This is a genomic window from Bifidobacterium tibiigranuli (genome assembly GCF_009371885.1).
Lineage (GTDB): Bacteria > Actinomycetota > Actinomycetes > Actinomycetales > Bifidobacteriaceae > Bifidobacterium > Bifidobacterium tibiigranuli.
On the sequence record NZ_QLZA01000008.1, the window covers coordinates 81,903 to 95,243 of the forward strand.

10 protein-coding genes are annotated in these 13,341 nt (G+C 62.4%); 2 read left to right on the forward strand and 8 right to left on the reverse strand.

The window, feature by feature from the left end; genetic code table 11:
* Positions 1–89: 89 nt before the first annotated feature.
* From metK to DDF78_RS07965, 4 genes are all read right to left on the reverse strand, one after another.
* Positions 90–1,301 carry a methionine adenosyltransferase gene (gene metK / locus DDF78_RS07950; RefSeq protein WP_152581385.1) on the reverse strand — a complete coding sequence of 404 codons (1,212 nt, stop codon included), beginning with the start codon at positions 1,299–1,301 and terminating at the stop codon, positions 90–92.
* A gap of 257 nt (positions 1,302–1,558) precedes the next feature.
* Entirely contained in the window at positions 1,559–1,843 is a 285-nt protein-coding gene (rpoZ, locus tag DDF78_RS07955) for a DNA-directed RNA polymerase subunit omega (RefSeq protein ID WP_152581384.1), read from the reverse strand.
* 131 nt (positions 1,844–1,974) lie between these two features.
* A complete protein-coding gene (locus DDF78_RS07960; RefSeq protein WP_152581383.1) occupies positions 1,975–3,096 on the reverse strand; it encodes a DUF1648 domain-containing protein in 1,122 nt (373 codons plus the stop codon).
* 11 nt (positions 3,097–3,107) lie between these two features.
* Complete coding sequence (locus DDF78_RS07965; protein ID WP_152581382.1) at positions 3,108–3,545, reverse strand: GntR family transcriptional regulator; 438 nt, start codon at positions 3,543–3,545, stop codon at positions 3,108–3,110.
* A gap of 311 nt (positions 3,546–3,856) precedes the next feature.
* On the opposite strand from DDF78_RS07965, the gene DDF78_RS07970 reads away from it, so the two are divergent.
* Positions 3,857–4,894 carry a D-alanine--D-alanine ligase family protein gene (locus DDF78_RS07970; RefSeq protein WP_152581381.1) on the forward strand — a complete coding sequence of 346 codons (1,038 nt, stop codon included), beginning with the start codon at positions 3,857–3,859 and terminating at the stop codon, positions 4,892–4,894.
* Between the two features lie 163 nt (positions 4,895–5,057).
* Positions 5,058–6,914 carry a dihydroxy-acid dehydratase gene (gene ilvD, locus DDF78_RS07975; RefSeq protein ID WP_152581380.1) on the forward strand — a complete coding sequence of 619 codons (1,857 nt, stop codon included), beginning with the start codon at positions 5,058–5,060 and terminating at the stop codon, positions 6,912–6,914.
* Positions 6,915–7,139: 225 nt separating this feature from the next.
* Here ilvD and gmk read toward each other — a convergent pair whose 3' ends face one another.
* From gmk to carA, 4 genes are read right to left on the reverse strand one after another with little or no spacing between them, the layout of a single operon-like run.
* On the reverse strand, positions 7,140–7,805 hold the full coding sequence (gmk, locus tag DDF78_RS07980) for a guanylate kinase (RefSeq protein ID WP_152581379.1): 666 nt from the start codon (positions 7,803–7,805) through the stop codon (positions 7,140–7,142).
* On the reverse strand, positions 7,789–8,721 hold the full coding sequence (gene pyrF, locus DDF78_RS07985) for an orotidine-5'-phosphate decarboxylase (protein WP_152581378.1): 933 nt from the start codon (positions 8,719–8,721) through the stop codon (positions 7,789–7,791). The genes gmk and pyrF overlap by 17 nt, the downstream gene beginning before the upstream one ends.
* 6 nt (positions 8,722–8,727) lie before the next feature.
* Positions 8,728–12,105, reverse strand: coding sequence for a carbamoyl-phosphate synthase large subunit (gene carB / locus DDF78_RS07990; protein WP_152581377.1), 3,378 nt, complete (start codon positions 12,103–12,105; stop codon positions 8,728–8,730).
* The gene (carA, locus tag DDF78_RS07995) at positions 12,098–13,321 is read right to left on the reverse strand and encodes a glutamine-hydrolyzing carbamoyl-phosphate synthase small subunit (RefSeq protein ID WP_152581376.1); all 1,224 of its coding nucleotides are present in this window, start codon (positions 13,319–13,321) and stop codon (positions 12,098–12,100) included. The genes carB and carA overlap by 8 nt, the downstream gene beginning before the upstream one ends.
* Between the last annotated feature and the right edge of the window lie 20 nt (positions 13,322–13,341).

The following is a 13,341-nucleotide window of genomic DNA, read 5'->3' on the forward strand; positions in this document are numbered from 1 at the left end:
ACACGGTAAAGATTTCACTTATACCCAAGGCGCAACGATTCGGCCCGCGCCTTTCCTCGAATGCGAAAAGCGCGGGCCGAATCGTTCGGTCACCGCAGCGCGGCCTTGAGCGCCTCTACCTTGTCCGTACGCTCCCACGTGAAGTCGGGATCGGTGCGGCCGAAGTGGCCGTAGGCGGCGGTTTTAAGGTACACGGGCCGCAGCAGGTCGAGCTCGTCGATGATGGCCGCCGGACGCAGATCAAAAACTTTGCGCACTGCAGCCTGAATCTGCTCGCGGCTCATGCCCGCCGTTTCGGTGCCGTAGGTCTCTACGTTGACGCTGACCGGGTCGGCCACGCCGATGGCATACGCGACCTGCACTTCGACCTTGTGCGCCAGTCCGGCCGCGACGATGTTCTTGGCCACCCAGCGGGCGGCATAGGCTGCCGAACGATCGACCTTGCTCGGGTCCTTGCCCGAGAACGCGCCGCCGCCGTGGTGGGCCGCGCCGCCGTAAGTGTCCACGATGATCTTGCGCCCGGTCAGGCCTGCGTCCGCAGCCGGACCGCCCAGCACGAACGAGCCGGTGGGGTTGACCAGCACGCGGTAGTCGTCATGCTTGAGGTTGCTGCCAAGGACCTCATCGAGCACCGGCTCGATGACATGCTTAGCGAGCTGGCCCAGCAGCCAGTCATGGTCGACCTCAGGGTCATGCTGCGTGGAGATGAGCACGGTGTCGAGGCGAACAGGATGGTCCTGCTCGTCGTATTCGATGGTCACCTGCGTCTTGCCATCCGGACGCAGATGGCTGATGATGCTCTGCTTGCGCACCTCGGTCAGGCGATACGCCAGGCGATGCGCCAGATAGATCGGCAGCGGCATCAGCACTGGCGTCTCGTCGCTGGCGTAGCCGAACATCACGCCCTGGTCGCCGGCGCCCTGCGCGGCGTAGCGCTCCTCACGCGAGGCGGCCGACTCCTCGTCGCGCCCCAAGCGGGCCACGCCCTGGTTGATTTCGGCACTCTGCCCGGTCAGCGAGACCAGCACGCCGCAGGAATCCGCATCTAGCCCGATGTCGGAGCTCGTATAGCCGATGTTCTTCACGACGGAACGCACGATGCTCTGAATATCGCTGTACCCGTCGCTGGTCACCTCGCCAAAGACGAAGAACTGGCCCGTCGTGGCCGAGGTTTCCACGGCCACATGCGAATGCGGGTCCTGACGCAGCATGTCGTCAAGGATGGCATCGGAAATCTGATCGCATATCTTGTCCGGATGGCCCTCGGTGACGGATTCCGCCGAAATCAGACGCTGTTCCATATACTCCCCCTGCTCCTTGTGACCGGAGCTCCGCCTTGTCGTCGCCGGGTCGCATGGACGGCCGCATACTGTGCCCCGGCTCCTTGTTATGCCGCATATAGTACGCCCCGACCCACGACGTGTCACGTCTTGCGTGCACATCGCGAATCGGGGCGGATACGTTATGCTGCCGTGTTCGCTGAGGCCGAATCACACCGAATCACCGTGTGGCGGGGGCTGGCTATACCGCGCGAAACTGCAGGAAAAGCGTCAGTAAATCAGTTGCCTTCGCTCAGATCGTCCTCGCCAAGGGTCTCCTCAAGCAGGCCCTCGTTGATTTCGCGGAAGGCGATAGACAGCGGCTTCTCCTGGTTCTTGTATTCCACGAGCGGCCCGACATTCTGCAGCAGGCCTTCGTTAAGCTGCGTGAAGTAGGAGTTGATCTGCCGTGCCCGCTTGGCAGCGAAAATCGACAGCGCATACTTGGAATCAGCGTGCTCCATCAGATTGTCGATTGTCGGGTTCGCCAGTCCATCCGGGGTGGGCTCAGTGCCAAATGCCATGTTGTTCTCTTCCAATCGTCGTCACACGATGCCGCACCGCATTCATGCGCGCGGCTATCAAAGCATTCAGTATATCGCACCATGCCGATTTCACTACAACTTCCTAGCACCATCAGGACTGCGGCAGCCTCTTATTGCCGCATTGCCAGCACTGGCACCATAATGACGACCAATACGAACACAAGGATGGCAAGCCATATGACCGGGCGTCCGAAATTGAGCGTCCAGCCCACGCCGAAGCGCTTGGGCACGATGGCTGCGTGATCATTGCGATTGACATAGAACACGCCGAGCTTCCAGAAGCGGTCGTCGTCCGACGAGCCTGACTGCGAGGACGTGTCCCGGCCGAACACCTTGGAGCCGTTCTGCCCGTAGAACACGGCAAGCACGACTGCGCCCGCCACTGCTGCAACGGCAGCTACCAACGCGACGGCACCCACGGCATCAAGTCTTACAGCGCCAATGACCGCCGCCTGCAGCGTCAGTCCCAGAACCGAAATCAATATCATGCCGCACGACACGAGGTACATGCTCCACACCCGTGTGAACAGGCCGTAGGCATAAGCCGTTTCCGCAGGCTTATCAGGGTCTATGGGCCGCTTCGAAGCCACAATCACCGCATGCACCACGACGAACACTACTGCCAACAAGATTTGCACGCCCGGGGCCAGCCACAACAGGCCGTGGCTTTTGCCAGCCCAGCCATCGATCGCTCCGGCTGCGTTTTCATGTATGGCAATCCGCGCTGGCATGGCGGCATAGCTGGCATAGCCTACGGCAATCGTAATCCCGACCGGCACAAGATGGAGCAGATTCCACGCCAACGAGATCGGCTTGGGAGTATCCTGCTCGGCCAGCAGCGCGGCGCGGCGCTCGTCGACGACAATCCAACGACTAGACGCTTTGATCGCCATGATTTTGCGCCGGAATGCCTGTTGAAGGGCAAAGCCGACTATCGGCAGCGCGGCAACGGATGCGATAAGCGCCCAGAACCCGGCCGCACGCCCATATGCCAGCGCCAGCAACAGCGAGACGGCCACGCAAACCATGCCGAAAGCCGTTACCATCAGCGAGAACAGCGTCTTGTAGCGCCGCACACGCTGGTCGCCATGTGCGGCAGGCGGCACACTGACGCCGAAGCATTCACGCTGGTCGGTTATCCACGGCACAATTGCCAAGCTCACCAGTTCAAGCAGCGGCAGCACAACGAGCAGACTCGTGAATGCGGCAGAAACAACAGCAGCGTTATTCATGGCAACACCTTTCACTTCGATGTATTCGATGTATCTGAGAAGTCCGATCGGCTTGTGGGCTGATCGAAGACTTTGGCGGCCTGCTCATCCGCGAGCGCCGCGAACCGCTTGCGGCTGCCCCCGCGTGCCTTGTACGCCAGCGCGATGCGGTACAGCTCCTCGCGCATCCGCTGATTCTGGGCATCGGCGCGTTGCCTGGCCGTGGAAACGCTGCGGTCCGAGACGATGGCCCCGGCTCCTCGCCGCATGAGCAGATAGCCCTCATCGCGCAGAATCGCGTACGCCTTGTTGACGGTGTGCAGATTGATGCCGAGATCCGAGGCCAGCGAGCGCACGCTGGGAAGCTGATCGCCGGGCAGCAGCTCGCCATCGGCTATCGCGGCGATGAGCTGGCGGCGCAGCTGCTCGTAGATCGGCGTTTCGTCGCTTTGATCGATTTCGACAATCATCCAGCTCTCCGTTCCGCGTGTCTTTCAAGCAATTCCATTCTATCTGTTCTATATAAACTATAATACTAAAAATCGCGCTTTGCAAGCAGCGTTGCATCGCGCAATCGGCTCACTTCCGAACCGATAGGTAACTCTTCGCCGCGCACAAACCGCCACTTGCCGATACCTCGTCGGATAATCGTAGGGAATTCTGGATAGTTTCGACTACACTCTTTTATCGACATCCAGATGGCATGCTTCGACGCGACGAGACGTTGAGGAATAGGCGCATAATGGTGGACGCAAGCCACCAAGTGAAGGAGAGAGCGCGAATGAGTGCAACCAAAGTGGGCATCCTGTTCGGCGGCATCGGCGAAGAGCACGATGTTTCGGTCAAGTCGGCATGCGAGGTGGCCAAGAGCCTCGACCCGCAGCGCTACGAGCCGTACTGGATCGGCATCAGCCGCGAGGGAGCGTGGAAGCTGTGCAAGGGGCCGGATACGGATTGGGAGCATGACTTCGTGCCGGCTTCGCTTTCGCCCGACAGAGATGTGCACGGACTGGTGGCGTGGCACGGCAACGAGGCCAGTGTCATCCGGCTTGACGTAGTACTTCCCGCGCTCCATGGAACCATGGGCGAGGACGGCACGATACAGGGTCTGCTGGAGCTGTCCGGCATCCCCTATGTCGGCTGCGACGTCGAAAGCTCGGTCATCTGCATGGACAAGTCCCTGGCATATCTGGTCGCCACCGATGCGGGAATCGCGACGCCCGGCTTCCATATCGTCAGGGACGGCGACAGCCCGGACCCGCAGGCGTTGGACTATCCGGTCTTCGTCAAGCCCGCCCGCTCCGGCTCCTCCTTCGGCGTCAGCAAGGTGAGCGGCCCTGATGAGCTGCAGGACGCGCTGGCGCTCGCACGGCAGTACGACAGCAAGGTGCTCATCGAGCAGGCCATCATCGGCAAGGAGATCGGCTGCTCGGTTCTGGAAAACGAGTCAGGGCTGACGCTTGGCGAGGTCGACCATGTCGCGCTATCCACCGGATTCCTGAGGATTCACTTGGAGAACTCGCCCGAAACCGGCTCGCAGAACTCGCAGTTCATCTCCCCCGCCGACATCCCGCAATATCAGCAGCAGATCATCAAGGATGCCGCGGTCAAGGTGTACCGCGCGCTCGGCTGCACCGGCATCGCCCGCGTGGACATGTTCCTGACCGAGGACGACAAGGCCGTGCTCAACGAGGTCAACACGCTGCCGGGGCTGACCTCCTACAGCCGCTACCCGCGGATGATGAAGGCCGCAGGGCTGACCTTCGCCGATGTCGTCGATCAGCTCATCGCGCACGCGCTGCATGTCGATCGGCGATAGCAGACAATCCTCGGTTAGTCGGCTTGCCTGTTGACTTGTTGATGTTATCGATATGGCAGGCAAGCCGTAGGATTGTGAGCGCTACCAGGCTTTGAGCGCGCAACCGTTTCACAATGCGGCCACGAACACGCAGGTGTCGTGCGTTGACATTTGAATGGGACGTATGCAAATGCGATCTGAAAAACTCATGAAGGGCCGGATGTTCGCCGGGGCCCGGGCACTCTATCGGGCGGCCGGCGTGGACGGCAAGGATTTCGGCAAGCCCGTCGTGGCCATCGCCAACTCGTTCTCCGAATTCGTGCCGGGGCACGTCCACCTCAACAAAGTCGGCCGGCTGGTGTCCGAGGCGGTCAAGGCCGCCGGCGGCATCCCGCGCGAATTCAACACGATTGCCGTGGATGACGGCATCGCGATGGGCCACACCGGCATGCTCTACTCGCTGCCGAGCCGCGACCTGATCGCCGATGCGGTCGAATACTCGGTCAACGCCCACTGCGCCGACGCTCTGGTGTGCATCTCCAACTGCGACAAGATCACTCCCGGCATGCTGCTGGCCGCAATGCGGCTCAACATCCCCACGATCTTCGTCTCCGGCGGCCCGATGGAGGCCGGCACTACGACGCTCGCCGACGGCACGAAGAAAAGCACCGACCTGATCGACGTCATGTACGCCTCGGCCGATGACAACGTCTCCGACGCCGATCTGCTCTCCTATGAGACGAGCGTGTGCCCGACCTGCGGCTCGTGCGCTGGCATGTTCACGGCCAATTCGATGAACTGCCTGGTCGAGGCGCTTGGCCTCGGACTGCCCGGCAACGGCACCGTGCTGGCCTCGCACGTCTACCGCAAGCAGCTCTTCGAGCAGGCCGGCAAGATGATCGTGCAACTGAGCGACCGCTACTACCACGAGGACGACACCTCGGTGCTGCCGCGCAACATCGCCACCAAGCACGCCTTCGAGAACGCGATGACGATGGATGTGGCCATGGGCGGCTCCACCAACACCGTGCTGCACATCCTCGCCGCAGCCCAGAGCGCCGACGTCGATTTCACGCTGGAAGACATCGAACGCATCAGCCATACCGTGCAGTGCATCTGCAAGGCCAGCCCTTCCGGCCCCTGGGAGATCTCCGACGTGCACCGCGCCGGCGGCATCAGCGGCATCTTGGGCGAGCTGGATCGCGGCGGCAAGCTGCACCGCGATGTGCATTCGATTGATTTCCCCTCGCTGGAAGACAAGCTCAACGCCTGGGACATCATGCGCCCGACCTGCACCGACGAAGCCAAGAAGCTCTTCCGCGCCGCGCCCGGACATATCGTCTCCCCTGAACCGTGGACGCATGAGACGCTGTTCGACGAGCTGGATACCGACCGCGTCAATGGTGCCATCCACGACATCGAGCACCCGGCCGTGACCGAAGGCGGCCTCGCCGTGCTACGCGGCAACCTCGCGCCCGACGGCTGCGTGGTCAAAACCGCCGGCGTGCCCAAGGAGATCTGGAACTTCCGCGGACCGGCGCTCGTCGTCGAATCGCAGGAGGAGGCCGTGGAGGTCATCCTCAACGACACGCTCAAGCCCGGTCAGGCGCTTATCATTCGTTACGAAGGCCCCAAAGGCGGCCCGGGTATGCAGGAGATGCTCTACCCGACGTCCTTCGTCAAGGGCAAGGGCATCGGCAAGGACGTCGCGCTGATCACTGATGGCCGCTACTCCGGCGGCTCCTCAGGCCTGGCTATCGGCCATGTGGCTCCGGAAGCCGCAAGCAAGGGCCCTATCGCCCTGGTCAAGAACGACGACATCATCAAGATCGATATCCCCAATCGACGCATCGACGTCGAGCTGGGCGACGAGCAGCTTGCCCAGCGCCGTGCCGAGCTTGAGGCCGGCGAGGGCTATGTGGCGCATCGCGACCGCAAGGTTTCCCTCGCGCTCAAGGCCTACGCGGCCTTCGCCCGCTCCGCTGACAAGGGCGCGACCAGAGATCCCGAGCTGATCAACAAGCTCTCCGGTCTCGCCTGATAGCAGTCTGGCTCTGCCCCCCATGCGACTGGGGCGCAACGAAGAAGGCGGGTTGCTTCACGAATGCATTCGTGAAGCAACCCGCCTTCTTCGTGTACAGCACTCCGCATCGAAGCTCTGCCCCTTTCGTGACGCTGACTCGGGTTAACCGTCACGAAAGGGGCATTGCGCGTACCCAGCCGGCATCAGCCAGCCAAACCAGCCGACGAAGCCGACTGTAGCCAGCTACTGTTCCAGCCCGTATTCCTTGGCGATGATGGCCCAGAGGTCTTCGGCGCACTGTTCGACGGTGTTGTTGACGATGGTCACGTCGAATTCGCTTTCCGAAGCCAATTCGAGTTTCGCGGTCTCAAGACGCTTGCGCCGCTGCTCTTCGTTTTCAGTGCCCCGGCCGACCAGACGCCGCACCAATTCGTCATAGCTCGGCGGCGCTATGAACACGTACACGACGTCAAGCCCCATGTCGGCGGCCCTGTCTTTGACGCGCCGGGCACCTTGCAGATCGATTTCCAGAATCGTGGGCGTATTGGATGCTATGTGGTCAAGCACGGGCTGAAGCGGCGTGCCGTAATGCGCCATATTGTGCACAACCGCCGTTTCCAGGAACCAGCCTTGCGCTTCCTTGGCGAGGAATTCCGCTTCGTTCATGAACCAGTAGGTGCGTCCGTCGACTTCGCCAGGTCTCGGCGCGCGCGTGGTGGCGGAAACGGACACCCACACTTCGGGATGATGGGCCCGCAGCTCAGTCTCCACCGTGCCCTTGCCCACGGCGGTGGGACCGGTCAGGACGATGAGCCGGCCTGTGTGGTCAGCATGATGAGTTCGGGACTGAGTGTAATCCTTCGTATCAGTGCCGTCAGTGTTGTCGGTGCCGTCAGTCCTGGTCGTCATCGTCCTGCCCCTCCTCAGTCGCCTCCAACAGCGCCTGTCGTATATCCAAGGAGATGGATTCGGTGGCCATCGATAGCTGGGAGATGTCGGGGCCGTGTGAGGCGATGAACCGCGACACGGTCACCAGCACATTGCCTTTGGTCCCTTTGAATACGGTTTTAAGGTCCTTGGCCTCGGCACCCTGCCATCCGTACCCAGGCGAGAGAATAGGGCCGGAGAAGCTGGCCGGGTCCACGCCGCTTTCCTTCATCCACTGTCCGATGGTCGCGCCGACAATCAGACCGACAGACCCCATGCCGGTGCAGCCCTCATTGAACTTCTGGGCGCAGCTCGCAATGCCGTAAGCTACCGTTTTGCCTTCGTATTCGCCACGCTGCCGGATGGCGGTCTGCAGGCTCGCTCCCTCCTGATTCGAAGTGAGCGATGCCACGAACACGCCGCGGCCGTTGCTGAGCGCCTCTTCGACCAGCGGGCTGATCGAACGCGCCCCGTAATAGGGCAGCAAGGTGATAGCATCCGCCAACATGGGCGAATCCTTCTTGAAATACACGTCCGACAGCGCCGAGATCGTCGTCGGCAGCCCGCCCCGCAGGCAGTCGACGATGGTGATGATACCCATCTGACGTGCCGCGTACAGCACGCGTTCGAGCGCTGCGAAGCCCTTGGAACCGTAGCGCTCGAACATCGAGGTCTGGAATTTGACCGCCGCGGCCCGACCACGCGACGCCTGCAGCATGCGCATCGAGAACATCTCGGCACCATCGGCGTCCACGTTGTAGCCCCAGTTGGTAAGAATCTTGCGGTGCGGGTCGATGCCGATGCACAATGGTCCGTACTTCGCCATCGAATTGCTCAGTCGCACTCCGAAATCAGAGCGTTTCGCAAGCATCTCCGGCTGGCTGGGGCGTTCGGTCATTGGATATCACTGCCTTTCCATGGCGAAGAGCTGGCGTGCATGCTCCTGGATGCTCATGATCTGGTAATCGTCCTTTTTCACTGCCTCAATCGCCATGAGCACGGCCGAGAACTCGGTCATGGTCGTGAACTGCGGCAGGTCGGCGGCGATGGCGGCCGCACGAATCGAATAGCCGTCGGAGCGCGAGCCGCGCGAGTTCGGGGTGTTGAGAATCATATCGATGGTGCCATCCTCGATGAGGTCCACGACATTCTTGCCCACGCTGCCTTCGGCGTGCTCGATGGGAGCAGGAGCATCAGCGGCCGTGTCCACGCGGGTCGAGATCTTGTCGACGATCTTCGACTCGATGCCATAGCGGCGCAGCACCGAAGCGGTGCCTTCGGTGGCCCAGATGGTGAAGCCGAACTCGATCAGGCGCACGGCCATCAGCGGCAGCTGGCGCTTGTCGGTGTCGTTGACCGACAGGAATACGTTGCCCGAGGTCGGCAGGCCGCCCGCATAGGCTGCAAGCTGGCTTTTGGCGAAGGCATGCGGGAAGTCGCGGTCGAAGCCCATGACCTCGCCGGTCGAGCGCATCTCCGGTCCGAGCAGCACATCGACGGTTTTGCCCACCGGAGTGCGGAAGCGCTTGAAGGGCAGCACGGATTCCTTGACCGCCACCTGCTGGCCGGGGCGGATGATGCCGCCGTCGTCCTTGGGCAGCAGCAGCCCGTTGGCGCGCTGCTGGGCGATGCTCTCCCCCACGACGATGCGCGCAGCGGCCTTGGCAAGCGCCACGCCGGTCGCCTTGGATGCGAAGGGCACGGTGCGCGAGGCGCGAGGATTGGCCTCGATCACGTACAGCGTGTTCGCCATGAAGGCGTACTGCACGTTGATCAGCCCGCGCACGCCGCAGCCTTGCGCGATCGAGAGCGTGGCCTCGCGCAGACGGCGCATCTGGTCGTCGGACAGCGTGCTCGGCGGCAGCGTGCAGGCCGCGTCGCCGGAATGCACGCCGGCCTCCTCGACATGCTCCATGATGCCGCCGATGTACAGCTCATCGCCGTCAAAGAGCGCGTCGACGTCGATTTCGATGGCGTCCTGCAGGAACTTGTCGATGAGCAGCGGCGATGGCAGCCGGCCGGACACCACCGTGTCGGCCCGAGCCTCGTCAAGTGCACGGTTGACGTATTTTTCGAGCTGCGTGTCGTCATACACGATTTCCATGCCGCGCCCGCCAAGCACATAGCTGGGCCGCACGAGCACCGGGTAGCCAATCTCATGGGCGGCGTCACGCGCCTCGTCCACGCTCAGCGCAGTGCCGTAGCGCGGCGCGTTCAAGTGCTCACGGCGCAGGACCTCGCCAAAGAGCTCGCGGTTCTCCGCCAAGTCGATGCTTTCGGGCGAGGTGCCCAGAATCGGCACGTCTGCGGCCTTGAGACGCGCGGCCAGCGAAAGCGGAGTCTGCCCGCCGAGCTGAACGATGACGCCCTTGACCGGGCCCATCTTCTTCTCGGCCGCGTAGATCTCCATCACGTCTTCGAAGGTCAGCGGCTCGAAGTACAGCCGGTCCGACATGTCGTAATCGGTCGAGACGGTCTCCGGATTGCAGTTGACCATGATGGTGTCGTAGTTCTTGCCGAGCTCCTGCACCGCGTGCACGCAGGTGTAGTCGAACTCGATGCCCTGGCCGATGCGGTTCGGGCCGGAGCCCAGGATGATCACGGCTTCGCGCTTGCGCTCGCGCAGCTCGCTTTCGTCGGCGTAGCAGGAGTAGTAGTACGGCGTGAGCGCGTCGAATTCGGCGGCGCAGGTGTCGACGGTCTTGTAGACCGGTCGCAGACCGTAGTTCCAACGCAGCTCGCGAATCGTGTTTTCGCCCTCGTCGCCAAGGTTCCTCAAGTGCGCGATCTGCAGGTCGGACAGACCCGCCAGCTTGGCCTTCTTGAGCAGCCTGGCGTCAAGCGTCTCGGCCTCGCGCACCTGCATGGCGGTCTGTTTGATGAGCGCCAGCTGCTTCACGAACCACGGGTCTATCTTAGTCGCGTCGAAGATCTGCTGTTCGCTGGCCCCGCCCCACAGGGCGCGCTGCACCTGCAAGTAGCGGTTCTCGGTCGGCGTGGACATCTGCTCAAGCAGATCCGCGACTTCCTCGGCGCTCGGACGTTCGCCGTCCCAGCTGAAGCCGAGGTGACGCTTGTCGATGGAGCGCAGCGCCTTGCCCAGAGACTCCTGGAAATTGCCGCCGAGCGCCATGGCCTCGCCGACGGATTTCATCGACGTGGTGAGCAGCGGATCGGCGCCCGGGAACTTCTCGAAGGCGAAGCGCGGCACCTTGGTGACTACATAGTCGATGGTCGGCTCGAAGCTGGCCGGGGTCGACTGGGTGATGTCGTTGCGGATCTCGTCGAGCGTGTAGCCCAGCGCCAGCTTGGCTGCGATCTTGGCGATCGGGAAGCCAGTGGCCTTCGAAGCCAGCGCCGACGAGCGTGAGACGCGCGGGTTCATCTCGATGACGATGATGCGGCCGTTCTCCGGGTTCACAGCGAACTGGATGTTGCAGCCGCCGGTCTCCACGCCGACGCCGCGGATGATGGCGATGCCGATATCGCGCATGCGCTGGTACTCGCGGTCGGTCAGGGTGAACACGGGCGCGACGGTGATGGAGTCGCCGGTGTGCACGCCGACCGGATCGACGTTCTCGATCGGGCACACGACCACGACGTTGTCGTTCTTGTCGCGCATGAGCTCGAGTTCGTATTCCTTCCAGCCTTCGATGCCCTCTTCAACGAGCACTTCGTTGGTCGGCGAATAGTGGATGCCGGCTCCCGCGATGCGGTGCAGCTCCTCGATATTGTGCGCGATGCCGGAGCCGAGTCCGCCCATGGTGAAGCTGGGGCGCACGACCACCGGATAGCCGAGCTCATCGACGATGCGATCCACCTCTTCGAGGGTGTGAGCGACATCCGAGCGGGCGGATTCGCCACCAGCCTTGTCCACGACCTTCTTGAACTGCTCGCGATCCTCGCCGCGGTTGATCGCCTCAAGCGAGGCGCCGATCAGTTCGACGTTGTACTTCTTGAGGACGCCAGCCTCGCCTAAGGCTATGGCCGCATTCAGCGCGGTCTGGCCGCCGAGGGTCGGCAGCAGCGCGTCCGGGCGCTCCTTGGCGATGATACGCTCGAGAATCGGCGTGGCGATCGGCTCGATGTAGGTGGCGTCCGCCATTTCGGGGTCGGTCATGATGGTCGCTGGGTTGGAGTTGACCAGAATGACCCTGATGCCCTCCTCACGCAGGACGCGGCATGCCTGAGTTCCTGAGTAGTCGAATTCGGCGGCCTGCCCGATGACAATCGGGCCGGAGCCGATGACCATAACGGATGAGATGTCGGTGCGCTTAGGCATTGAGGAGTTCACCTTTCTTGGCGGAGGCCATGAGGTCCACGAAACGGTCGAAGAGGTAGGCGGCGTCATGCGGACCCGCCGCCGCCTCCGGATGGTATTGCACGGAGAATGCTGGGATGTCGAGGCATTGCAGGCCTTCGACCACGTCATCGTTGAGATCGATATGCGAGACGAACACCCGGCCGAACTCGCCGTTTCCGTACGGTGAGGGCACTGTTTCGCCGATTGGCGCGTCGACGGCGAAGCCGTGGTTCTGCGTGGTGATTTCGACCTTGCCGGTGGTCATATCCTTGACCGGCCGGTTCGAGCCGCGATGCCCGAATTTGAGCTTGTAGGTGCCGAAGCCGAGTGCACGGCCAAACAGCTGGTTGCCGAAGCAGATGCCGAAGAAGGGGTATCCGGCTTTCAGGACTTTGCGCAGCAGCTCGACCACCGGGTCGGACTGCTCAGGGTCTCCCGGGCCATTGGAGAAGAATACGCCGTCGGGATGCAGCGCCTCGATCTGTTCGAAGGTGACGGTCGAAGGCACGACCTGCACGCGACAGCCGCGCTCGGCCAAGCGGTGCGGAGTCATGCCCTTGATGCCCAGATCCACCGCAGCGACGGTGAAAAGCGGCTCCTTGCCTTCGAATTCCCCAGCAGGCTCGATGGTATAGCGCTCTTCGGTGCTGACCTCGTCGTACAGGCTCAGGCCTTTCATCCGCGGGGCCTGCCTGACCTGCGCGAGCAGCGAGTCGATGCTGCGCAGTGCGCCGGTCGCTGGATCCTTGAGCGTGTCACCGGAGAAGATGCCGGCCCGCATCACGCCTGCGGAGCGAAGATGACGCACCAGCTTCCTGGTGTCGATGCGGCAGATGCCGACGATGCCCTGGGCGGCAAGATCGTCGTCAAGACTGCTCGATGCCCTCCAATTGCTCACATTGGGGCTCGGCTCACGTACGACGTAGCCGGCGACCCAGATGCGCGAGGATTCGGGGTCCTCATTGTTCACACCAGTGTCGCCGATGTGTGGGAAGGTCTGCACGACGATCTGCCGGTCGTAGCTGGGATCGGTGAGCGTCTCCTGGTATCCGGTCATGCTGGTCGAGAAGACGATCTCGGCGCAGGTCGAGCCGACCGCGCCATACGGATCGCCGACATACACTTGCCCATCCTCAAGCACGAGCACGGCATCGGATGGCGTAAAGCTGCTGGCCACGGAATCGTTCTGGTTCACCAAAACCCCTTTTCCCTCGA

Excerpts from the sequence above, each read along its gene's own strand:
- metK (WP_152581385.1), bottom strand. The coding sequence starts at position 1,301 with ATGGAACAGCGTCTGATTTCGGCGGAATCCGTCACCGAGGGCCATCCG.
- rpoZ (WP_152581384.1), bottom strand. The coding sequence starts at position 1,843 with ATGGCATTTGGCACTGAGCCCACCCCGGATGGACTGGCGAACCCGACA.
- DDF78_RS07960 (WP_152581383.1), bottom strand. The coding sequence starts at position 3,096 with ATGAATAACGCTGCTGTTGTTTCTGCCGCATTCACGAGTCTGCTCGTT.
- DDF78_RS07965 (WP_152581382.1), bottom strand. The coding sequence starts at position 3,545 with ATGATTGTCGAAATCGATCAAAGCGACGAAACGCCGATCTACGAGCAG.
- DDF78_RS07970 (WP_152581381.1), top strand. The coding sequence starts at position 3,857 with ATGAGTGCAACCAAAGTGGGCATCCTGTTCGGCGGCATCGGCGAAGAG.
- ilvD (WP_152581380.1), top strand. The coding sequence starts at position 5,058 with ATGCAAATGCGATCTGAAAAACTCATGAAGGGCCGGATGTTCGCCGGG.
- gmk (WP_152581379.1), bottom strand. The coding sequence starts at position 7,805 with ATGACGACCAGGACTGACGGCACCGACAACACTGACGGCACTGATACG.
- pyrF (WP_152581378.1), bottom strand. The coding sequence starts at position 8,721 with ATGACCGAACGCCCCAGCCAGCCGGAGATGCTTGCGAAACGCTCTGAT.
- carB (WP_152581377.1), bottom strand. The coding sequence starts at position 12,105 with ATGCCTAAGCGCACCGACATCTCATCCGTTATGGTCATCGGCTCCGGC.